The organism is Acinetobacter tianfuensis (genome assembly GCF_003611465.1).
GTDB lineage: Bacteria > Pseudomonadota > Gammaproteobacteria > Pseudomonadales > Moraxellaceae > Acinetobacter > Acinetobacter tianfuensis.
In genome coordinates, this window is sequence record NZ_RAXV01000001.1 from 81,464 (window position 1) to 104,982 (window position 23,519).

Here is a 23,519-nt window from a genome sequence, read left to right on the forward strand (position 1 = left end):
ATCAATTGGTATTAACCAATCAATTTCTTCATCAATTCATTCACTTGCGCAGGGTTGGCTTTACCTTTCGCTGCTTTCATCACTTGACCAACAAGACCATTGAAAGCTTTCTCTTTACCAGACTTATACTCTTCAACCATCTTCTCGTTCGCAGCAAGCACGTCTTTAATAATCGCTTCAATTGCGCCTGTATCAGTTTCCTGTTTCAAGCCTTTTTCCGCAATAATTTCGTCTGCAGTTTTGCCTTCTTCCCACATAAATCCGAACACTTGCTTCGCGATCTTACCGTTGATTGTGTTGTCCACAATACGTGCAATCATGCCACCAAGTTTTTCTGCTGTTACAGGAGAGTCAGCAAGTTCTAGGCTCGCTTTGTTTAAAGCACCAGAGAATTCACCCATCACCCAGTTTGCAGCCACTTTACCTTGAGCAGCGCCGCCCGCAGCGTTTACAACCGCTTCATAAAACTCTGACATTTCACGAGTAAGCGTCAATACGTGCGCATCATACTCAGTCACACCAAAGTCCGCTACGAAACGTGCACGACGTGCAGCAGGCAACTCAGGCAGGGCAGCGCGAGCTGCTTCAATTTGCGCATCTGCAATCACAACAGGTAACAAGTCAGGATCTGGGAAGTAGCGGTAATCGTTCGCTTCTTCTTTCGAACGCATTGAACGCGTTTCCATCTTCACAGGGTCGAATAAACGCGTTTCTTGGTCGATGGTGCCATCCCATTCTAGGATTTCCATTTGACGTTCAATTTCAACGTTAATCGCTTGTTCAATGAAGCGGAAAGAGTTGAGGTTTTTCAACTCACAACGTGTACCAAATGGTTGACCCGGACGGCGTAAAGACACGTTACAGTCCGCACGGAATGAACCTTCTGCCATGTTACCGTCAGAAATACCTAACCAACGCACTAGGGTGTGAATCGACTTAATATAAGCCAACGCTTCTTCAACTGAACGCATATCCGGTTCAGATACGATTTCAAGCAGTGGTGTGCCTGCACGGTTGAGGTCGATGCCTGACATGCCTTCAAATTGGTCATGGATTGATTTACCTGCATCTTCCTCAAGGTGCGCACGGGTTACGCCAATGCGTTTAACCGTGCCATCTTCAAGTTGGATGTCGATATGACCCAAGCCCACAATCGGGTTATCCATTTGGCTGATTTGGTAGCCTTTAGGCGAATCTGGATAGAAATAGTTTTTACGTGCAAAGACAGAAGCTTGGTCGATGTAAGCATCAATACCCAAACCAAAGCGGATCGCGAGATCAACCACTTCTTTGTTCAATACAGGCAATACACCCGGCATGGCCAAATCGACAAGGCTGGCTTGAGTATTTGGGTCTTGACCGAACGTAGTTGAAGAACCTGAGAAAATCTTCGTATTGGTTGCAAGCTGAGTATGAATCTCGATACCAATGACCACTTCCCAACCGTCAATCAGGTTAGATTTTGGTTTAGCAGCGTTCTTAGCCATTATGCATTCTCCTCAGCAATTGCAGCGCGTTGTGTATGCCAATCCGTTGCTTGTTGGTACTGATGCACTACAGACAACAATTGAGATTCTGACCAGTAGTTACCAATCAGCTGTAAGCCAACCGGTAAATTGTCTTTATCAAAACCAACAGGCGCATTAATCGCAGGTAGACCAGCCAAGTTCACTGCAATCGTGTAGATGTCACCCAAGTACATTTCAACTGGAGATAGGTTTGCACCAATCTTATAAGCAGTTGTAGGTGCAGCAGGAGCAGCAATCACGTCTACAGATTCAAATGCTTTTAAGAAATCCTGTTGGATTAAACGGCGTACTTTTTGTGCTTTCACATAATAAGCATCGTAGTAACCCGCAGAAAGCGCGTATGTACCAATCAAGATACGCTGCTGAACTTCTTTACCAAAACCTTCAGAACGTGAACGCTTGTAAAGATCCATCAAATCCACTGGATTCTCGGCACGGTAGCCATAACGCACGCCGTCATAACGAGAAAGGTTTGAAGAAGCTTCAGCAGGTGCGATCAAGTAGTAAGTAGGCACGTAGCTTTCTGTCATGTTCAGGTCAATCTCAACTAAGATTGCGCCCATTTCTTCAAGCTTTTTCAGAGATTCTTCAACACGTGCTTTTACGTCAGCGTCTAAGCCGGCAACGTTAAAGTATTGCTTAGGAATACCAATGCGTAAGCCTTTTACAGAAGTGCCGTTGAGGTTAGCCACATAGTTGTCTACGTCTTTTTCAACTGAGGTTGAATCTTTCGCGTCATGACCTGCCATCACGTTCATGAGGTAAGCACAGTCTTCAGCCGAACGCGCCATTGGGCCGCCTTGGTCTAAAGATGATGCGTATGCAATCATACCGAAGCGTGAAACACGGCCATACGTCGGTTTAAGACCAGTCAAACCGCAGAAAGACGCAGGCTGACGGATAGAACCGCCTGTATCTGTACCTGTTGCAAATGGAGCAAGGTCAGCTGCTACTGCTGCCGCAGAACCGCCTGAAGAACCGCCCGGAACATGCGATAAATTCCAAGGATTCGCCGTTGCGCCATAAAATGAATTTTCAGAGGTTGAACCCATGGCGAATTCATCCATGTTCACTTTACCTAAAGTGACAAGGCCCGCAGCTTTAGCTTTCGCTACAACGGTCGCGTCGTAAGGAGAGATAAAATTGTCCAGCATTTTAGAACCAGCAGTGGTTTTAATGCCTTGGGTACAGAAAATGTCTTTGTGCGCAATGGGAACACCCGTCAACGCTGTTGCATTGTCAGCTTTAATGGCTGCGTCGGCAGCATCTGCTTGCGCAAGTGCTTGCTCAGCCGTCACGGTCACGTATGACTTGACTTGAGCATCGATTTTTTCAATGCGTTTTAAATAGTGTTCAGTCAATTCGCGTGAAGAAAATTTAGCGCCAGCCAAACCTTCAGTCAGTTCACGAACGGATAAGCGATGTAAATCTGTCATAAGAAATATTTCTTTACGTTTAATTTGAAAAAGGTTTTAACTGAATAAAAATCACTCAATTACGCGAGGAACAAGGTACAAGCCATCTTGTACGGCAGGCGCGGCAGCCTGATATTCTTCACGGTGATTGGATTCAGAAACCGCGTCTTCACGTAAGGGCTGCGGATGATCAAATGGGCTTTTCAGCGGTTCAACACCGTCAGTATTGATGCCTTTCAAGGTTTCCATCATGCCTAAAATTTTATTTAAACTTTGAGCATAGTCAGCAGATTGCGTCTCATTTAGCGATAAACGTGCTAGATGAGCAATCGCTGAAACTGTTTGTGCATTTAGATCTGCAGAATGCTGTGCATCCGATGTAGACATAACATTACCTAATCAGTATTAAAAAAATTCAAAATATCGTGGCTTATGATAAGCGATTGACTTGTCCAAATCATCACATTTAGTTAAAGTTGCCACCTTGCGTCCATATAAAAGTTTAACTGAGAACGTCCCCGTGATTCTAAAACGACTAATTGGCTTGTTTTCGCCGGATCTTGCCATTGATTTAGGCACTGCAAATACACTTATTTATGCGCCAGGACGAGGCATTATATTAAATGAACCGACGGTTGTGGCGATTCGCCATAGCGGTTCACAAAAAATCGTTGCCGCAGTAGGTCTTGACGCGAAACAAATGCTAGGTCGTACACCTGCAAATATCTCTGCGATCCGCCCAATGAAAGACGGTGTGATTGCGGACTTTGAAGTGACGGAAACCATGCTGAACCAATTTATTGGCAAAGTGCATGAAAAACGTCTGTTCCCGCCAGCGCCGCGTGTTGTGGTGTGTGTGCCGTGCAAATCAACTTTGGTTGAGCGCCGTGCGATTCGTGAAGCGGTTTACAATGCTGGCGCACGTGATGTGCGTTTAATTGAAGAGCCGATGGCAGCTGCAATTGGTGCAGGCATGCCGGTTGAACAGGCATGCGGTTCAATGGTTGTAGATGTGGGCGGCGGCACAACTGAAATTGCAATCATTTCATTGCAGGGCTGTGTCTATGCAGACTCGCTGCGCATTGGCGGTGATGTATTTGATGAGCAGATCATTAACTATGTGCGTAAAGCGCATGGCTGTGTGATTGGTGAAACCACAGCTGAAAATATTAAGAAAGAAGTCGGTATGGCGCTTCCAGATGAAGGCGCTAAAGCGCTGGAGATTGAAGTACGCGGCCGCAACTTGGCTGAAGGTGTGCCTCGCGCAATTACTGTGACTTCTGATGAGGTGACACAAGCGATTTCAGACCCGCTGCAAAGCATCGTTTCAGCAGTCAAATCTGCACTTGAACAAACACCGCCAGAATTGTCTTCAGATATCGCAGAGCGCGGTATTGTGCTGACTGGCGGCGGTGCATTGCTTCGCAACTTAGATAAGCTTCTAGCAAAAGAAACAGGCCTTCCTGTCGTGGTTGCAGAAGATCCGCTATCATGTGTAACACGCGGCGGCGGTAAGGTTCTCGAATTCTTCGATAATCCAAATCATGACATGCTGTTTGTAGGCTAAGAAAAGGACTGGGCGGGTGCAAACTCAACTGTTTTCTAGACAACCGCCATCTTTTCGCTCATTTATCATTGCGGCGATCGCATGTTTGGTGGTGCTTTTCTTTGATTGGCGCATGCCTCATGTGATTCAGCCGGCAAGAGACGTCTTGTATGCGGCATATAATCCTATATATGCCGTAGCAAGCTATCCAGTGTTATCGCGAGAATGGCTAAACCAGCAAACCAAGTCTGAAACTCAATTGCGCCGCGAAAATACCGCGATGCAGGCTGAACTTTTACAGGCTCAGGTCCGTTTGCAAAAACTTTCTGAACTTTCTGCTGAAAATACCCGTCTGCGCGGTCTTTTAGACACGCCATTGATTATTGATGGGCGTATGGAAATTGCCGAAGTGATTGGCACTGATGCAGACCCGCTGCGTCATATTATTGTCATTAACCGCGGTTCAAACAGTCAGCTCCGTGTCGGTCAAACCGTACTGGATGACAAGGGCATCATGGGGCAGATTATCAATGTCTACCCGCATAGCAGCCGTATAATGCTGCTGTCTGATAAAGAGCATTCGCTATCTGTGCGTTTAGAGCATACAGGCATGCGCGCAATTGTTTCAGGTACGGGCGATTTAGGCCATTTAAAAATGGAATATGTGCCAACCAGCGCAAATATTAAAGTGGGTGAAAAGGTGTACAGCTCGGGCTTGGGCGCACATTTCCCGGCAGGCTATTTAGTGGGAACAGTATCTAAAGTCAGCCGCCATACTTCAGGTGAGTTCGCTAAAATTGATGTTATCCCTGCAGCGCAGCTGGCTGGCGGGCATCATGTGGTGGTGCTGTTCTCTGATTCATTAGCGATGGAGCAGCCAAATGTTAGCCGCTAAGCTGAATCAGAAAACTCCGCGTGATCCGCTGTTTGCGATTATTTTGTCAGTCATCTTTGCATCGGTGCTGCTGGTGTATCCGCTGTCATATGATATTTCAGGCTGGCGTCCGCTGGCTATGCTGCTGGTCATGCTGTTTTGGGTGCTGTGCCAGCCGACATGGTGCGGCATTTGGTTTGCCTTTGGGACAGGCCTCTTTACAGACTTGCTGATTGGCACACCTTTGGGAATGAACGCGCTAAGTTTTGTTCTTATTACGTTTACTGCACGCTTCCTAACGCGTGAGCGCCGTATTTTAACATTCAGCAATCTTTGGATTATTAGCACTCTAGCTGTACTGGCGCATTTAATTGTAGTTTGGCTTGGACAAGTGATGAGCGGTGTGCATTTTTCTTTTGCCCGCCACTGGCAGCCGCTGCTGACCAGTATTCTATTCTGGCCAGTTATTTATTATTTGCTTAAAAAATGGCGCATTTAGTTCTTGCTTCCAGCTCACCTCGGCGCCGCGAATTGCTGGCGCAGCTGGGCCTTCAATTCGATATTTTCAGTCCAGATATAGATGAATCGACGATTGCCTCTGAGTCAGCTTCTGCTTATGTTGAACGGTTAGCCCGCGCTAAGGCCGAGGCTGTACAGCTGTGCTATCCTGAATCGATTATTGTTGCTGCTGATACCAGCTTGGGTGTCGATGGTCTGATTTTAGGCAAGCCAGAATCCAAGCAGCACGCATTTGAAATGTGGCAGCAGATTTCTGGCCGAAAACATGATGTATTTTCAGGTGTTTGTGTGCGTACAAAGACGCAAATTTACAGTATAGTAGTGCGTACACAGGTTGAATTTCAAACGCTCACCGTTCAGGATATGGAAAGCTACTGGGCCACGGGTGAACCTATAGGCAAGGCGGGAGCCTATGCTATACAGGGTATTGCTGCGCGCTATATCCCTCGAATTGAAGGCAGTTATTCCAATGTGGTGGGTTTGCCTTTGCATGAAACCGTACAGTTATTACAGACAGTTAAGGCATTAAATTAACTGCTGAAGCAAGAATTTTTATAATGTTTTGAGTTTTGTTATGTCTGACGAATTATTGATTAACGTCACACCGATGGAATGTCGTGTCGCGTTAATTGAAAATGGCACCGTCAACGAGCTGTTTGTTGAGCGTACGGTAAAACGCGGGTTAGTCGGTAATATTTATAAGGGTAAAGTGGTGCGGGTGCTTCCGGGCATGCAGGCTGCTTTTGTTGATATTGGCCTGTCGCGTACTGCTTTTTTACATATCAACGATATGGTTTGGCCGCGCAATCAGCCAACTCCGAATGTATTTGAATTGCTGCAGCCGGGTCAAATCCTCACGGTTCAAGTGATGAAAGACATGCTCGGCACGAAGGGCGCGCGTCTAAGTACAGATCTTTCTATTCCTTCACGCTATTTGGTGCTGATGCCTTATGGCAGCCATACTGGTGTTTCACAGCGTATTGAGTCTGAAGAAGAGCGTGACCGTTTGCGCGGTATTATTGAGCGTGTCCAAGCGGAGCATAAACTTCCGGGTTCAGTGATTGTGCGTACTGCAGCGGATGGTATTGAAGAAGCGGCTATTGCGCAGGATATGGCGTATTTAGCTAAGCTTTGGGGATTCATTCAGCGCAAGCAGACTGGCATTGCTGTGCCGTCTCTTATTTTTGAAGAATTGCCGCTGCCGCAGCGTGTGATTCGCGATTTAGCCAATGAAAATACCGCGAAGATTCAAGTCGATTCGCGTGAGATTCATGGCAAATTAAAAGAGTTTGTTGAAGTTTTTGTACCTAAAATGCAGGACTGCCTGATTCATTATCCAGGTGAGCGTCCAATTTTTGATTTGTACAATGTTGAAGAAGATATTCAAAAAGCGCTGCAAACACGCGTTGCGCTGAAATCTGGCGGTTATCTGATGATTGACCAGACTGAGGCGATGACCACGATAGACGTCAATACAGGCTCATATGTGGGCGGCCGTTCGCTGGAAGACACCGTATTTAAAACCAATATGGAAGCAACTCAAATTATTGCGCGTCAGCTTCGTCTGCGTAATTTGGGCGGCATCATCATTATTGACTTCATTGATATGCAGGAAGCGCAGCACCGTGAGCAAGTGATGTCCCAGTTTGAAAAAATGCTGGAACGTGATCATGCGAAAACCAAAATTACACAGGTGTCTGAGCTGGGTTTGGTCGAAATGACCCGCAAGCGTACACGTGAGTCGCTGGAACATTTGCTGTGTGAGTCTTGCCCAACGTGTCAGGGGCGCGGTTTTGTAAAGACCGCAGAGACAATTTGCTATGAAATATTTCGAGAAATTTTAAGATATGCGCGCGCTTTTGAATCGCAAAGCGGATTTACGGTGGTTGCGCATCCTTCTGTGATTGACCGATTGTTAACAGCCGAAGCGCCAGCAGTGGCTGATTTAGAGCACTTTATCAGCCGTGTGATCAAGTTCCAAGTGGAAAATTTATATACGCAAGAGCAATACGATATCATTCTGAGCTAAAATTGTAACAGAATATCGTTAAACAGTTGTTACATCTGAAATTTTACTTTTGAACTGTAATTTTTGATACTAGACACATCGAATAGCCAAAGCCATTTCTGAGCAAGAAAATCGGAACATGGTTTAGCAAAGTGAGGTGAGTATGGGTGTCAGTAAAGCGGTAGTAAATACAGGTTTAAAACATATGCTGGATGTCAAGACAATGCATTCAGGCTATATCGTTGACGATCGCGGCAATGAAGTTCAGATTACTGCATCTATGGTCCGTTCAGCATGCTATCAATTATTAAAACAATGCCGAAATATTAAAAATTAAGGGGCTTTTAAAAGCCCCTTAATTTTTTTATTACTAATCTATTTGTTGAAATAATAATTTGAGCTTAATCCGCGGTTAGCTCACCGCTTGAAGCTTTGGGTGGTCAGTATCCACAATTTCTTCGAAACGCTGAATTTCATCTTCTAAATGCTGCAGTAAATTTTGCATTTTTGGCAATGCATTGCGGCAAGCTGTTAATCCAACTTCAAGTTTATCTAAATAACTGGTCATAGTAATGTTGAGCGCTTGGCCATCTAAAATAATAGATGCAGGGTAGAGCGCTTCTAGACGTGCGCCATTCCAATACAGCGGATCTTGAGGTCCTGGAACATTAGAAATCACCAGATTGAACGCTTGGCGTTTTGGCATTAGGCCAGATGCAATGTTAATGCCTGCAGCGCCATAGATAAACGCGCTGTAGTTCAGAATCTGATTTGCATTCATTCGTTTAAAACGCTGTTTAGCATTCAGTACGCTGCGGCGGACAATTTTTAAACGCTCCAGCGGATCTTCTTTATGCGTGCCAAGGTTGGCTAAAATCATGGTAATACGGTTGGATGTATCGGAGTCATCATCTCTGATAGATGCAGGCACCATAGCAATCAGCGGTTTTTTTGGCAGCGCATTTTGGTGAATTAGATATTCACGTAAAGCCCCAGAGCAAATTGCCAGCACAATATCATTAATGGTTACACCAAGCGCGTTGGCAATGCTGCGAAGACGTGAAAATTCAAATGACTGCGCTGCAAAACGGCGTGAAGAGCTGACACGCTGGTTTAAAATAGAACTCGGCGCTTGGAAGCTGGATACATAATCTGGGTTGCGCCCCATGTCTTTCATCACGGTTTGAGACAATTCATAAGCGACACGCGGTGTAGCCTGAATTTGGCTTTTTAAACCGTTTAAAATGCTTTTGGCGCGGCTGACTTTAGGCTGTTTGAGGCGTTTAGCTCGCGGGCCTTCTACACACCAAGGCGGTACAATGCTTTTGGTGTCTGGATCATGCGCAAGAGACTTTTGCACAAGACGCATACCGGCAATGCCATCGACCATGGCATGATGAATTTTGAAGTACATCGCAAAACGGTTGCCTTCAATGCCTTCAATAATATGGCAAGTCCAAAGCGGTTTAGCGCGGTCAATCAGCGCGCTGTGTTCTTGTGAAATGTAAGTGAGCAATTCACGGATGCGGCCGGGCTGCGGCAAAGCGATATGACGGAAATGGTGGTCAAGGTCAAACTCTTCGTCTTCATCCCAAAAAAAACCGTTCAGCTTGTTATTAAAAGGCGGGATAGGAATAGATTTTGAATTGCGGATATCGGTAACAAGGTCTTGAATAAAGCTTGCAGGCGCATTGTCAGGGATTTGAAATAAGAATAAGCCGCCGACATGCATAGGCTGTTGCCGTTTTTCCAAAGAAAGGAAAATAAAGTCAATTGGATGTAATGGACGCATAGGGGGGATTGCCTCACTGCAATATCTATGGGAGCTCTTGTATAAGCTGCCTTGTTAGAATTATATGATTTCCTTGGCAGTATAACGGTTTTCATACTGCTTGGCATTGGTTTTATATGGATTATCAGGTTAAAAAACCACTGCGGCAGCAGTGGTTTTTTACTTTACTTTTTAAGATTTCCTGCATGCAGGCCGCACTCTTTATGGGTGGCATCTTCCCACCACCAACGGCCTTCGCGCTCATGCTGATTTGGCAAAACAGGACGGGTGCAAGGTTCGCAGCCAATAGACGTAAAACCGCGCTCATGCAGTGGATTGTATGGAATTTCCATCAGGCGGATATAGTTCCAAACATCTGCACTCGACCAGTTTGCCAGCGGATTGTATTTAATCAGCTGCTTGCCGGGGCCTGAAAAACCAGGATCTGCCTGTACGACAGGGATTTCATTACGTGTGCCGGGGCTTTGGTCTTTACGCTGACCCGTAATCCAGCCATCTAAAGTTGCCAGTTTTTTGCGTAGAGGCTGTACTTTTCGGATGCCGCAGCATTCCTTATGGTCATCTTCGTAGAAGCTGAAAAAGCCTTTTTCTGTCACCAACTTTTGCATAGCTTCTGTTTCAGGGAAACAAATTTCAATGTCAATATTATAGTGTTTGCGCACTTGTTCGATAAATTGATAAGTCTCTGCATGCAAACGGCCCGTATCTAGGCTGAATACACGAAAAGGCTTGCCTAAGTGTGATGCCATATCAATCAGCACTACATCTTCTGCACCTGAAAATGAAATCGCAAGTTCACCTTCTTGGCTCAGCGCAAGTTCTAAAATTTCGTTTGGAGATTTGTTGGTATATTCAGATGCCAGAGCATCCACAATATCAATAGTCGGAATAGTCGTCATGTGTATCCTGGCAATAGGCTTGGAAACTTCAAACCCATATTAATTTATTTCATATCTATTTTAATAGAAAAGCAAAAGCCGACTTATTAATAAAAATTAGATTGATATGAAAAAAATAGAATTAATAAAACCGAGCCTTTATATATAAACTTCGGATATGATAGATATAACTTTTAATAACTTTTTACAATAGTGACATTGGGAGAACCCATGGAAATCGTATGTCTAGATCTTGAGGGCGTGTTAGTTCCAGAAATTTGGATTAACTTTGCAAAAAAAACTGGCATTAAAGCGCTTGAGGCAACCACACGTGATATTCCAGACTACGATGTGCTGATGACACAGCGTTTGAATATTTTGAAAGAACATGGTTTAGGCCTGAACGATATTCAAGACGTTATTGCTGATATGGGGCCTTTTGAAGGCGCTAAAGAATTTGTAGAGTGGGTGCGTACGCATTTCCAATTAATCATTTTATCTGACACTTTTTATGAGTTTGCGCACCCGCTGATGAAGCAGCTCGGCTGGCCGACAATTTTCTGCCACAAGTTGGAAACTGATGAAAAAGGCATGATTACTGCGTATAAATTACGTCAGCCTGATCAAAAGCGTAAAGCGGTACAAGCGCTGCATGGTTTAAATTTCCGTGTAATTGCTGCAGGCGATTCTTATAACGACACCACAATGCTCGGTGAAGCAGACAAGGGTTTCTTATTTGATGCGCCAGAAAATGTGATTGCTCAATTTCCGCAGTTCCCGCCTATTCATGGCTATGAAGCATTGAAACAAGCGATTCGTGAAGCGTCAGTACGCGATATTCCAAACTAAGTATTTGGACCATAAAAAAGGCGCATTAAGCGCCTTTTTTATTTAAATGATTTCTATTAGAAGCGGTAACCGATTTTCATGCCATAGCCGAGAGCATAATTATCTGCAAAAGATGCTTTGACGTCACCTCCAGTCTGAGCTTCTGCATCACCCAGCCAGAAATATTTTATACCAGCTTGAATAAAATAATTTGCGGCAGGGCTATATTGACCGCCTAGGCCGATACTCCAATAGCCTTCAGTCGGGCCAAGTGTAGTCACGGGGTTGCCAGCGCCTGAATCCCAGCCGATTGCAGCTGTACCAGCCCATTGATCATTAAATTTGCGCGATAAACCTGCTGTTACGGAGTATTGATCATCTGAATAATTAATCAGGTCTTGACCTTTAGTTGCAAGAAATTTAGGACTAACAACAAATTGGTCCCAATGTACCCAGCGTAAATTAGCAAATACCAGAGTGTTTACCGCAATCCCTGTTTGTAAATCAATATTCACTGATTGAGGTGTAATTGCATCTAAGTCTGAAGTTAATAATTGCAATGTACCAATTGGTGTTGTCATTGTTTCTGTAGCTTTAGCCTTGTGTTTAATTTCAGAGCGATAGGTCACAGCAGCTTTTAAAGCAATTTCAGGAATTTGGTATGCAAAGCCCGCTGCCCAGCCATAGGCATCTTCTTGATCGACTTTAATATTGTAACCGCTTAAACCAGTGGGAGCGGGGCCTCCGTATGCATTACCGCGTAAAGAAATATCCGCTTTGACGGTTTGCCATACTGGACCTGCGTAGATATTCCAGTTTTCAGTGGGTTGATAACCGATTAAAGCGGTTAAGTTATTGGTGCGTACTTTTACTTTTGTGCCTTCTTGGCTGTTGTCGAAAGTGCCAGTGTCAATACCGTAAGTTGCGTCAGCGCCAAAGGGCTGATCATACAAAAGGCCTAAAGAAATTTTATCAGTTGCTTGCACTTTTACTGCAGCAGTAGGGAAGTAGTAATCATCACCCATATCGCTTAGAGATTTTTTGTCCAAATGCGATGAACCTTCTACTGTTGGATCAAGGACTGTGAAAGAGGCTTCTGCATAGTTGTCTGGCTGTAAAAATGCAGCGATAGATTGGCCTGAACGGTCTAGGCCAGCAGCAAATATTGAAGAAGCTGGCAATGCAGTAAATAAAATAGCGGTACTTAAGCGGCTGAGTTTCATACTTTTCCCTGTTGTAGGTTTTGATGAGAGATCAATGCGGGGCAAAGTAACACATTCAAAAAAGGAGTAAATACTCAGCTCTGCTCTAGAAATGAACTGGATAATACAAAAAAAAGGCTTGAATAGAGTAAAAGATCTAAATGTTGTTTGTATCTTTATGATTTATAAGTAAAAAAATAGAGTAAATGTTTTAAAAGATGTTTTAGTGAGTTAAAAGTTAAATGACTGTTTTTAAAGCAAACGGTTTAGAAAGCAAAAGACCATAGCGAACTATGGTCTTTTTGGCTATGCAGCTAAATTAGAACTTGTAACCGATTTTCAAGCCATAAGCCCAAGCATCGTTGTCTTCAAATTCTGCAACTTGTGCGGCAACAGCATTACCTGGAATTGAATAAGTGCCTGAGTGTGCTGTAGCATCGCCTAGCATTAAGTACTTAACACCAGCCGCAATGAAATAGTTTGGAGCGGGGCTAAACTGTGCACCTAATCCAACACTCCAGTAGCCTTCAGTTGGGCCAAGTGTGGATACGGGATTACCCGCGCCAGTGTCGTAACCTACAGAGACATTACCAGCCCAATGATCAGTAAATTTACGGCCTACACCGACTGTCGCAGAAATTTGGTCATCAGAATAATCAACTAAATTGAAGCCTTTTGTATAAAGACCGCCAGTTGCTGCAGCTGATGCAGCCTCTGAACCTTTGCCAAATTTATATGGACGGATGGAGAAATCTTTCCAATTTACCCAGCGCACATTTGCGAAAGCAACTGTGTTTGCCATGATGCCAGTTTGCAAATCAAGGTTAACTGATTGAGGTGTTGTAATATCAGTAGAACCAGTATCAGCAGGGTTGTTAATAATTGTAGTGATAGGTCCAGCACCTGTTGACTGTTCTTTTACATTTACTTCATGTTCAATTTCTGAACGATAAGTTACAGAAGCTTTTAATGCAATTTCAGGAATTTGATATGCAAAACCAGCTAGCCAGCCGACTGCAGAATCTTCACCGATGTTAGCATTATAAGCACCGAATGCTGTTGCTCCACCGTATGCTGCGCCACGTAATTGAACATTACCTTTTACTGTTTGATAAACAGGGCCAGCATAAAAATTGAAATTTTCAGTCGGCTGGTATCCAAAAATAAATGAAAGGTTTTGTGTTTCAACTTCAACTTCTGTTGATTCGCCTGCTGCATTATTAAATACATTTAGAGCAGTTGGAGAGTAGGTTGCAGCTGCTCCAAAAGGCTGGTCATAAATAAGACCAAATGAGAAATTAGACGTTGGTTGAAGTTTTAATGCAACATTATAAAATTGATAGTCATCAGCCATTTCACCAGTACTTACACTTGGTGCTGCTTTAAAGTGACCTGAAACATTTGGATCTAAAACAGAAATGCCTGCTTCAAAGTAGTTGCCAGGCTGTAAAAAAGCTGAGATTGATTGACCAGAACGATCTAGCGCTGCTGCAAATACACCAGTCGCTGGCAATGTTGCAAGAATTAAGGCTGTAGTGAGCTTTTTTAATTTCATTCTTTGTCTTTCCTTAGTGTGCAAATTGAACTTACTGCATTTTATTTTGAGTTAAGCGAATACTGGCTAATGCATTTCCAATAGGTTTATTTGTTACGCCATGTGACAAAAATATCACAAAAAAAATAAGAGTAAATGCTCTATAGGTAAAAAAATTAAAAACTTGCACTTAAAATAGAGTAATAAGCCTATTTTTTTCCTAATTGATACAAGTAAGGTTTTGTTATTTATTAATAAAAGTTTTTTATTTTAAAAAAAAAGACGAATACTGGACTTGTGTTCTAATTTTAAACAGATGTTTAGCCGCATGGGGGGAAAATGAGCAGTATTTCGTGTCTAGCAGATCGAGGGTTATGATCTATTTGCCTTCTTTTTAGAATATAAAACAGCTGTATTTACTCTTTTATAATAGGCATTGAGAGGGCTCTGATTTGAATGAAATTTTGCACTGTCCGTGTTAGAGGTTAAGTATTTTTTCTTGATTGATTGCGCCTAAATGAACCACACAGATTGCGAAATGATATTTAGTTATGGGAACAAAAAAAACAATGGTTTCTTGCTGTAAAATCCCTTTAGAAATAGGCATAACTTAATGCTCTGGCTTTTTTAGGTGCTGGAGTTATTCTCTGCTTGAATAGGAAAGTTCGATACGATAGCAATGCTTGAAGCTGCTATTATCAATAAAAAATGTGATTTTAATTGGTCATTTAAATGTGCTGGTGATTGGAGTGGCATGCGGCCATTTTACCGCGTCATACTCGGTACCATCGGCTTTGACAAGTGATGGGATAAAGAGAGTTTGCTGATTTTAAAAGATTAATTTTTTTTGGTGTAATCATCAAGCAAATTAAGTTGAAAAATAGTTGTTTGATTAATATATTAATTAAATTTAAGTTTGGGATTCTTAAGAATTCACTCTTGTATGAACATGCCGTATGGGAAAAATATTCAGGATTCAGCAGGAGATTTAAGCTTGCCAGTACATGGTATTTCGCAGCTGAGCGTGATTGATTGTTCTATATTTCCTTTATTCCAAGCGGTAATACTAATGTGCTGGCTATTGCGGCTGCAGAAAACGGAGTGGAGCTGCTGATTGCAGTAAGGTGATATTTTCATCAGGTCATCTTGAAAGTTCATCCTTTAGGATGAGTTCGTTATTTGGATTCATCGCTAAAATGCGTTTAATCCGACTAAATAAATAGGGAAATGATAATGAACACAGATTTAATTATTCATGGTCAGGCTATTCAGGGTGAAGCGCCAGTATTTTCAGTGATTAACCCTGCAAATGAAGCGGTGCTGGCAAAGGTGGCTGGCGCTAGTATGGCACAAGTCAATCAAGCGATTGACTCTGCTGCTGAAGCCTTTAAGTTATGGAAAAATACGACTGATGATTCAGTGAATGAACTTTTCTTAAAAATTGCTGCAGATATACGCGCTGCCAAAGATGAAATTGCGAAGCTGATTACTTTAGAACAAGGTAAAACTTTGCCGATGGCGCAATTTGAAGTTGAGGCAGGCGCGGGCTGGATTGAATATCTAACCAGTTTAGAAATTCCTGTCGAAACAATTGCAGACCCGAGCGGTAAAACCATTAAGGTTTATAATCGTCCTTTGGGAGTGGTTGCATCTGTAACGCCATGGAATTGGCCATTTATGATTGCGGTTTGGCATATTTTCCCAGCGTTAAAAACCAAGAACTGTGTGGTGAATAAACCTTCTGAATATACACCGCTGAGTACAATTAAACTGGTTGAAATTATTAACCGCCATGTGCCGCAAGGCGTATGTAATATTGTTTTGGGTAAGGGGAATATCGGTCAGGCTTTAACAGAACATCCTGCTGTAAATAAAGTTGCATTTACGGGCTCTACCCGTACAGGGCAAAGCATTTTGAGTCACTCTGTGACTTCGCTTAAAAGTGTTGTGCTGGAGTTGGGCGGGAATGATGCTGGGATTGTATTGGAAGATGCTGATATTGATGCAGCGGCAGAAAAGATTTTTGGCTCAGCTTTTTTAAATGCGGGTCAAACATGCGCTGCGCTTAAGCGTTTGTATGTGCATGAAAGTATTTATGATGTTTTGACTGCCAAATTAGCTGCTATTGCAGATGCTCAAGTTGTGGGTGATGGCATGGATGCTCAAGTGAGTTTTGGACCTGTGCAAAATAAAATGCAGTATGAAAAAGTCAAAGCGCTTATTGCGGATGCAGCAGCGCAGGGCGGTCAAATTATGACAGCATCAAAACGGCTGCCTGAATCTGGTTACTATATTGCACCGACGATTATCGCAAATGTTCAAGAAGGAATTGCTGTGGTGGATGAGGAGCAGTTTGGCCCAGTTTTGCCTGTTTTGAAGTTTAGTACTGTAGATGAAGTCTTACAGCGCAGCAATGCAACTGAATTTGGTCTAGGCGGTTCAGTGTGGAGCAAAAATTTAGAACGTGCAGAGCAAATTGCCGGCAGAATGGAAACTGGTACAGTTTGGATTAATAGTCATTCAGACTTGTCTCCAGCAGCGGCATTTGGCGGCTGGAAAATGTCAGGTTTAGGTTACTCATTTGGTTTGGACGGTTTGTTATTATTTACGCATAAACAAGCTGTTCATATTACGCCATAACTATATTTAGCCCTTTGCAGGAAGCAAAGGGTTTTTGGGCGCATATATTGCTAATTATATTTCCGAACAGGATAGGTGGAAATAATGTTTAATCATCAATTTGTAAATGAGTTCAGTCAAAATTTTATTGAACAGGTCAATCGAGTTTTAAGTTTTGATAGTTATTTGGTGTATTCGATAGATAATATAAATCATGCTTATGATTATCAGGGTTTTAATATCTCAAATAAGTCTTTAACAGAATATTTAAACTATAAAGTTGAAAATGATCCTGTGTCATTTAAAAAATATTTTAATGAAAAAGATCACTGTGTTGAATTACTGAGCCAACATTGCTGTGATGAGGATTATGATGATTTTATGCAGCGCTGGAAAGTGCAGGATACGGCAGAAATCTTTTTTAGGAAGCGTAATGGTGAGCCAGCATTAGGCTTAAGTATTGTTCGTGAAGGCGATAGCGCGCTTTTTAATGAGCAAGAAAAAACTGTGCTGGAGGCTTTTTGTGAACTGTCAAAGCGGTATTTTTTCACTCAGACAGACTCGCTTGAAATAACTGATGTATATCGCAGTTTTCAATTTACTAAAAAAGAAACGCTGGTGCTTGAGCTGATTTTGCAGGGGTTTAGTAATCAAGCCATTTCAGTTCATTTAAATTGCAGTTTAGCAACAGTTAAAACGCATGTTCAGCATATATTTCAAAAAACCAATCTAAATAGCCGTCAAGAAATTATGATTAAGTTTTTAAAGTGAAAAATCATCCTTTGGGTGGATTTTTTATCGATTGAATTACATTAATTTACAGCCATAGCCGTGTTTATTATGGATTTTGGAACAATGAAGTTTAATCAAATTACACAATCATTAAAAAAATTGACAGCATTAAATATTGCTGTTGCAGCATTTGCTTTAGGCGCACATCAAAATGTATTGGCACACGGTCAAGCTGCAGAGATGGTGCCTTTATACCAAAACATGAGTGATTTTGGCGCTGACGTTAAAAAAGATGACTTCAGTAATGTCTATACCATTTCAAAAGGTTCATTGGTTGTTCGCGCTAAGGCGAATTCAGATACGGTATTGGTTAATGGCAAGCCTTTGAAAGTCAGTGTGCCGCTGGTTGAAAAAAATGGTAAAGCTATTGTTAGTAAAGAGTTTGCTGCTGAAATTTTTCAATCAGGTTTAGATCAAACCTTTAAAGTTGAATCTGTTGCGCACCCATTAAATGGTTTAACGTCTCAAGAAATTTCTCAGACTTTCGATGTGATCAGCAAGTCTGAATATGCTTATCCAAATATGCGTTTTTCAGAAATTAAATTGAAAGATCCTGAGAAAGAGCAAGTATGGGATGCTTTTATTCAGCATAAAGATTTTAAAGGTGACCGTGTTGCTGAGTTTACTTTATTAAAAGGCAAGCAAGTGATTGAAGGTTTGGTTGATCTTCAAACATCTAAAGTGACGCAGTGGAAAGTTTTAGACAATACGCACGGTATGGTGCTGTATGACGACATGGTTGCTGTTCAGGAAATCGTGACGAAAGACAAAAACTACATTAAAGCCTTAGCTAAACGCGGTGTAAAAGATGTCACTAAAGTTGTAACTACACCTTTAACAGTGGGTTATTTTGGCGGTAAAGACGGTTTAGACCGTGAGCTGAATGTTTTAAAAGTTGTATCTTATTTAGATACAGGTGACGGCAATTATTGGGCACATCCAATTGAAAACTTGGTTGCAGTAGTTGATTTGGACAATAAGAAAATTGTGAAACTAGAGGAAGGCGCGATTATTCCAGTTCCGATGTCGCCAAATTCAATTGTTAATAAAAATGATAAGTCTCAATTTAAGCCATTAAATGTCGTTGAACCTGAAGGCAAAAACTTTTCGATTACAGGGCAAACAATTCATTGGGGACCATGGTGTTTCCATGTGGGTTTAGACTCACGTGTCGGTCTAAAAATTTCAACAGCCACTTATAAGGATAAGGGTGAAAAGCGTAAGGTCATGTATGAAGGGAATTTAGGCGGTATGGTTGTACCGTATGGTGACCCGGATATGGGCTGGTACTTCAAGTCGTATTTAGACTCGGGTGAATACGGTATGGGTACATTGACCTCTTCAATTGAAAAAGGCATTGATGCGCCAGATAATGCTGTTTTGCTTGATGCTGTGATCGCAGACTACACGGGGCAGCCGCGTGTGATTCCAAATGCGATTGCTATTTTTGAGCGTTATGCAGGTCCTGAATTTAAGCATCAAGAGATGAATCAGCCGAATATCAGCTCTGAACGCCGTGAATTGGTTGTACGCTGGATTAGTACGGTAGGCAACTATGACTATATATTTGACTGGGTATTTAATAACAACGGCATTATCGGCATTAATGCCGGCGCAACAGGCATCGAAGCGGTTAAAGGTGTGAAAGCCCGCACCATGCGTGATGCAACAGCGAAAGAAGATACACGTTTTGGCACTTTAATTGACCATAATATTGTGGGTACAACGCATCAGCATATTTATAACTTTCGTTTAGATATGGATGTAGATGGCGGTAATAACAGCTTTATGGAAGTCGACCCAGTGATTGCTAAAAATACCCGCGGCGGTCCGCGCAGCAGCGCAATGGAAGTGAAAGAGCGTATTGTCAGCACAGAGCAGGAAGCCGCGCAGAAGTTTGATCCATCGACAATTCGTTTGATCTCGAACATGAATAAAGACAACCGTATGGGGAATCCAGTGTCCTACCAAATGATTCCATTTGCAGGCGGTACGCACCCAATTGCTAAAGGCGCAAACTTTTCTCCAGATGAATGGCTATTTAAGCGTTTGAACTTTATGGACAAGCAAATTTGGGTGACCAAGCGTGATGTAAATGAGTTATTCCCTGAGGGCAAATATTCAAACCGTTCTGTAAAAGACACTGGTTTAGGTGAATTTGTTGCAAACAATGACAATATTGAAAACAAAGATCTTGTGGTATGGATGACGACTGGTACGACTCACGTGGCTCGAGCAGAAGAATGGCCAATTATGCCGACAGAGTGGGTTTATACCATGTTGAAACCATGGAACTTCTTTGACAGCACGCCGACATTGAATAGCGGCGATGATCAAAAAGTAAAAAAGGACCAGCATAAGCATTAATTTATTTTAAAGAGGATCAGCAGTATGCTGGTCCTTTTTTATATTCAGAATAACAGCATGAAAAAAATATTGTGTACAGTGAGTATGGTGATTTTAATGGACACAGTTTTTCTTCTTTTTATAAAAACTAGGCGGGCTGTTTAATAATAGTATATGGATTTATCAAGTCTCTTTGCAAATTTCAATTAAAGTAAACTTTTATTTATGGTTGTTGATATATGAGTTTGATGTCATTAAAAAGATCAGGGAAATTTAGATAGAAATGGATATTTTAAACAACAGTGATTGATTTAAAAGTGCAGGCAGTAAGGTGTGCATGTGGATTTTAATTTGTTTTTGCTGTTGTTTTTAAGTTGGGGTTTTGGGTTTTAAAATCAATATATTGGTTTTTTTGTTTGTGTTTTTAATTTGGTTTTTAAATAATTGTTTGCTTATTTGTTTTTTATTAATTAACATGTTAAATATAATAATATGGAAATGACAGGGAGTTGTCACATGAAAGTGAAAAGGATAATACTTGCTGTAAGTTTTTTTATGGGTGTGCAAGGTGTTTATGCGCAGGAAAATGTCCCAAGTGATTTAGGTGGTCCTAGGTTTATTGCGTGGAATAATGATTATCAGTATTTGGGTAATTCTGATAATAGAACAGGATATTGGGCTGAAGGTTTAAATTACATTCCATTAAGTCAGAACCCTGAAACGTATTTAACAGTAGGAGGTGAAGGCCGCTGGATGTATGAGTATTTAAATCATGCCTCGGCAAATTTTGAACCGAATGACCGGAATGAATCTGTTGCGCAGCGGCTGAGATTGTTTGGTGATTTACATTTAAATAAAAATTTTCGATTATTTTTAGAACTTGGTGATAACTGGGCATATGATGCCGAAGTGCCTACACCAGCGAATTATGATGCAGTTGATATTCAACAGGCATTTTTTGATTATCAATTTAAGCTAAATGAAAATATGCAGGTTGGTTTTAGACCAGGGCGTTTTGTTATGCCTTTAGGCAGCAAAATACTTGTGTCCACACGTGATGGCAGTAACTTGCAATATAATTATGATGGTTTAAGGGCTTGGCTAAATTATCAAGATAATTTAAAAGTTGATGTTTTTAATGTTAAGCCAGTTAAATTTAAGCGCGGATCATTTGATGATCAAGCTGATAATAGCAGAGAATTCAAAGGTATTTATTTAACCGCTAGTATGTCTGATGAAAATATAGACAAAGCAAATTTTGATTTATATTTTTTTGATATGAACCATGATCGAAAAATATTTACGGACCAGTTTGGAAAACAGAATAGGAATAGCATAGGTGCACGGCTATATGGTCAGAAAAATAATATTGACTATGATTTTGAATATGTTCATCAATTTGGAGATTTTGGTGAAAAGGATATTCAAGCTTATGCTGTATTTTCAAAATTTGGTTATCAAATTGATCAAAAATTTAATCCATATATCGCTTTGCAGAGTATGCTTTTTAGCGGTGATAATGATTTAAATGATCAAAAATTAAAAACATTTGAGTCGCCTTTTTCAAGAACAGCATTATTTAGCGGTGCAGCTGAATTTGGCCTGATGAATGCTTTATTTATAAAGCCAAGTTTAAGTTTAAATCTGCTGCCAAAAGTTAATTTAACTGCATCTTATGCTGTTTTACAAAAGCAGACTAAAAATGATTCGATTTATCATGCCCCTTCAGGTGTGTCATGGAATGATCATTATCAAACCAGTTCTAAAGATATTGCCAATATCACAGAGCTTGAATTGAATTATGATTACAGCCGTAATTTAAATTTCAATGTTTTATTTTCTAATGTTGATGCAGGTCAGGCACTCAAAGAGATGGGCGGGAAAACCAATAACTATATTAGCGTTACAACACAATTTAAATTTTAAGTCAGGATATATACACAGGAGTGGACGATGAAAATCAAAAAATATGGAACATTATTGCTTTCGATGTGGATGTGTTCATCTTTTGCAAATGCAAAGCAGCCGAATGTATTGCTTATTGTTGCTGACGATGTAGGTTTTTCTGATATTCAGCCTTTTGGCAGTGAAATTCCAACGCCAAACTTACAGCGTTTGGCCAAACAAGGGGCAACATTATCTAATTTTTATTCTGGTCCAACGTGTTCAGTGACGCGTTCAATGCTGTTGACTGGTCAAGACAATCATCAGGTTGGCATGGGCACAATGGCAGAATTGTTGCAGCCCGAGCATGAAGGTCATGAAGGCTATCAAGGTGTGCTCACAAATAAGGCGTCTACACTTGCTGAAATTTTAAAGCAAAGCGGTTATCAAACCTTTATGAGCGGTAAATGGCATTTGGGTAAAAAGCCTGATTTGGTGCCTTCTGCACGCGGTTTTGAAAAATCTTTTGTTTTATTGCAAGGCGGTGCAGGGCATTTTGATGAAACACCGCTGCTGTTGAACTATGATCCAATTTATCTGGATGATGGCAAAAAAGTGAAATTGCCAGAAAATTTTTATTCGACAGATTATTATACTGACCGCATGTTAGGTTATTTAAAAAATTCTCGCGATCAGAATAAGCCATTCTTTGCCTATTTAGCATTAACTTCGGCACACTGGCCTTTACAGGCGCCAGATCAATATATTGCCAAATATAAAGATGCTTATAAACAAGGATACGATGCTGTTCGTGAACAGCGCCTGACGACATTGAAGCAATTGGGTGTGGTCGCTCCAAATACGGCTGTGAATAATCCTTTTGCAGATAAATTGACACCATGGCATGAATTAACTCCAGAACAGCAAGCTCGTGAAAGCAAAGCAATGCAAGTTTATGCAGGCATGCTCGACAATATGGATGTCAATATTGGCCGAGTCATGGATTATTTACAAAGTACAGGTGAGCTGGATGACACCATCGTATTATTTATCTCTGATAATGGACCAGAAGCAGCCGATATTGAAGGTTTGGACGAAAATGATGGTTTTATGGATTGGGTAAATTCGGCCTTTGATAACTCCCTTGAAAATATGGGGCGCAAGGGTTCATATATTGCGTTAGGACCACAGTGGGCTCAAGTCTCTGCAACACCGTATCCGCATGCTAAAGGTTTCCTTTCTGATGGCGGAATTCATGTACCTGCTTTAATGAGTTATCCGAAAAGAATTCCTGCCGGCACAATAAATAATAGCAATTTGCATGTTATGGATTTTGTACCTACCGTGCTTGATTATGCAGGAATTAAACAAGATAAAAAGGCGGCTTTAAAATTTGAAGGGGTGTCATTTTCTTCTGTTTTTAATGGTAAAAAATTGCAGGATCGTGCGCTCAATTGGGAGTTTAACAACCGTAAAGCTGTGAGGGATAAAGACTGGTTGTTATTAGAGCAGGCAGCGCCTTATGGTAATGCCAAATGGCAATTGTTTGACCGAGCATCAGATCCCTCCATGAAAGCAGATGTGGCTGAACAGCACCCGAAACAAGTCAAAAAAATGATTAAACAGTGGCAGCAATATGCCAAACATGTAGATGTCGTGAAAGCGCCTGCCCGTTATAACTATGCACAAAAGCTTTGCTTTTATGGCAAATGCATAGGTGAGGCTGAAAAATAAACCAGTTCAGATATTCTAA

At 41.6% G+C, this 23,519-nt stretch carries 19 protein-coding genes; 12 read left to right on the forward strand and 7 right to left on the reverse strand.

Translation table 11 applies throughout. From position 1 onward, the window contains the following. Window positions 1-11: 11 nt before the first annotated feature. The 3 genes from gatB to gatC are packed head-to-tail and all read right to left on the reverse strand — an operon-like array spanning window position 12 to window position 3,331. Window positions 12-1,487 (reverse strand): Asp-tRNA(Asn)/Glu-tRNA(Gln) amidotransferase subunit GatB, encoded by a 1,476-nt coding sequence (gene gatB, locus D7V32_RS00400; RefSeq protein WP_120400950.1) that lies wholly within the window; start codon window positions 1,485-1,487, stop codon window positions 12-14. Next, complete coding sequence (gene gatA / locus D7V32_RS00405; protein ID WP_120400951.1) at window positions 1,487-2,965, reverse strand: Asp-tRNA(Asn)/Glu-tRNA(Gln) amidotransferase subunit GatA; 1,479 nt, start codon at window positions 2,963-2,965, stop codon at window positions 1,487-1,489. Before gatA ends, gatB begins: the two co-directional genes overlap by 1 nt. 51 nt (window positions 2,966-3,016) lie before the next feature. Continuing rightward, the gene (gene gatC, locus D7V32_RS00410; RefSeq protein ID WP_120400952.1) at window positions 3,017-3,331 is read right to left on the reverse strand and encodes an Asp-tRNA(Asn)/Glu-tRNA(Gln) amidotransferase subunit GatC; all 315 of its coding nucleotides are present in this window, start codon (window positions 3,329-3,331) and stop codon (window positions 3,017-3,019) included. Window positions 3,332-3,464: 133 nt separating this feature from the next. On the opposite strand from gatC, the gene D7V32_RS00415 reads away from it, so the two are divergent. From D7V32_RS00415 to D7V32_RS17165, 6 genes are all read left to right on the forward strand, one after another. Continuing rightward, the gene (locus D7V32_RS00415) at window positions 3,465-4,511 is read left to right on the forward strand and encodes a rod shape-determining protein (RefSeq protein WP_120400953.1); all 1,047 of its coding nucleotides are present in this window, start codon (window positions 3,465-3,467) and stop codon (window positions 4,509-4,511) included. Between the two features lie 16 nt (window positions 4,512-4,527). Further along, window positions 4,528-5,385, forward strand: coding sequence for a rod shape-determining protein MreC (gene mreC, locus D7V32_RS00420; RefSeq protein WP_120400954.1), 858 nt, complete (start codon window positions 4,528-4,530; stop codon window positions 5,383-5,385). Further along, window positions 5,372-5,863 (forward strand): rod shape-determining protein MreD, encoded by a 492-nt coding sequence (gene mreD / locus D7V32_RS00425; RefSeq protein ID WP_120400955.1) that lies wholly within the window; start codon window positions 5,372-5,374, stop codon window positions 5,861-5,863. Before mreC ends, mreD begins: the two co-directional genes overlap by 14 nt. Then, on the forward strand, window positions 5,851-6,417 hold the full coding sequence (locus tag D7V32_RS00430; RefSeq protein ID WP_120400956.1) for a Maf family nucleotide pyrophosphatase: 567 nt from the start codon (window positions 5,851-5,853) through the stop codon (window positions 6,415-6,417). Before mreD ends, D7V32_RS00430 begins: the two co-directional genes overlap by 13 nt. 40 nt (window positions 6,418-6,457) lie before the next feature. Further along, entirely contained in the window at window positions 6,458-7,912 is a 1,455-nt protein-coding gene (gene rng / locus D7V32_RS00435) for a ribonuclease G (protein WP_120400957.1), read from the forward strand. Between the two features lie 142 nt (window positions 7,913-8,054). Further along, window positions 8,055-8,228 (forward strand): PA1571 family protein, encoded by a 174-nt coding sequence (locus tag D7V32_RS17165; protein WP_171407526.1) that lies wholly within the window; start codon window positions 8,055-8,057, stop codon window positions 8,226-8,228. Window positions 8,229-8,303: 75 nt separating this feature from the next. On the opposite strand, the gene D7V32_RS00440 is transcribed toward D7V32_RS17165, so the two are convergent. After that, the gene (locus D7V32_RS00440) at window positions 8,304-9,683 is read right to left on the reverse strand and encodes a WS/DGAT/MGAT family O-acyltransferase (protein ID WP_120400958.1); all 1,380 of its coding nucleotides are present in this window, start codon (window positions 9,681-9,683) and stop codon (window positions 8,304-8,306) included. 164 nt (window positions 9,684-9,847) lie between these two features. Further along, window positions 9,848-10,582 (reverse strand): phosphoadenylyl-sulfate reductase, encoded by a 735-nt coding sequence (locus tag D7V32_RS00445; protein ID WP_120400959.1) that lies wholly within the window; start codon window positions 10,580-10,582, stop codon window positions 9,848-9,850. A gap of 210 nt (window positions 10,583-10,792) precedes the next feature. Here D7V32_RS00445 and thrH point away from each other — a divergent pair, with 210 nt between their 5' ends. Continuing rightward, complete coding sequence (thrH, locus tag D7V32_RS00450) at window positions 10,793-11,410, forward strand: bifunctional phosphoserine phosphatase/homoserine phosphotransferase ThrH (protein WP_120400960.1); 618 nt, start codon at window positions 10,793-10,795, stop codon at window positions 11,408-11,410. A 56-nt stretch (window positions 11,411-11,466) separates the two neighbouring features. Here the strand turns inward: thrH and D7V32_RS00455 are convergent, their stop codons facing one another. Continuing rightward, window positions 11,467-12,612, reverse strand: coding sequence for an OmpP1/FadL family transporter (locus tag D7V32_RS00455; protein WP_120400961.1), 1,146 nt, complete (start codon window positions 12,610-12,612; stop codon window positions 11,467-11,469). A 298-nt stretch (window positions 12,613-12,910) separates the two neighbouring features. Next, complete coding sequence (locus tag D7V32_RS00460) at window positions 12,911-14,146, reverse strand: OmpP1/FadL family transporter (RefSeq protein WP_120400962.1); 1,236 nt, start codon at window positions 14,144-14,146, stop codon at window positions 12,911-12,913. A 1,212-nt stretch (window positions 14,147-15,358) separates the two neighbouring features. Between D7V32_RS00460 and D7V32_RS00465 the strand changes: the two genes are divergently transcribed. The 5 genes from D7V32_RS00465 (at window position 15,359) to D7V32_RS00485 (ending at window position 23,500) form a co-directional block, all read left to right on the forward strand. After that, entirely contained in the window at window positions 15,359-16,765 is a 1,407-nt protein-coding gene (locus D7V32_RS00465) for an aldehyde dehydrogenase family protein (protein WP_120400963.1), read from the forward strand. A gap of 84 nt (window positions 16,766-16,849) precedes the next feature. Further along, window positions 16,850-17,515: a helix-turn-helix transcriptional regulator gene (locus D7V32_RS00470; RefSeq protein WP_120400964.1), complete on the forward strand. Its 666-nt coding sequence runs from the start codon at window positions 16,850-16,852 to the stop codon at window positions 17,513-17,515. An 84-nt stretch (window positions 17,516-17,599) separates the two neighbouring features. Further along, window positions 17,600-19,903, forward strand: a complete 2,304-nt coding sequence (tynA, locus tag D7V32_RS00475; RefSeq protein WP_120401129.1) for a primary-amine oxidase — start codon at window positions 17,600-17,602, stop codon at window positions 19,901-19,903. Window positions 19,904-20,398: 495 nt separating this feature from the next. Next, window positions 20,399-21,808, forward strand: coding sequence for an alginate export family protein (locus D7V32_RS00480; protein WP_171407527.1), 1,410 nt, complete (start codon window positions 20,399-20,401; stop codon window positions 21,806-21,808). A 27-nt stretch (window positions 21,809-21,835) separates the two neighbouring features. Then, complete coding sequence (locus D7V32_RS00485) at window positions 21,836-23,500, forward strand: arylsulfatase (protein WP_120400966.1); 1,665 nt, start codon at window positions 21,836-21,838, stop codon at window positions 23,498-23,500. The last annotated feature ends 19 nt before the right edge of the window (window positions 23,501-23,519 follow it).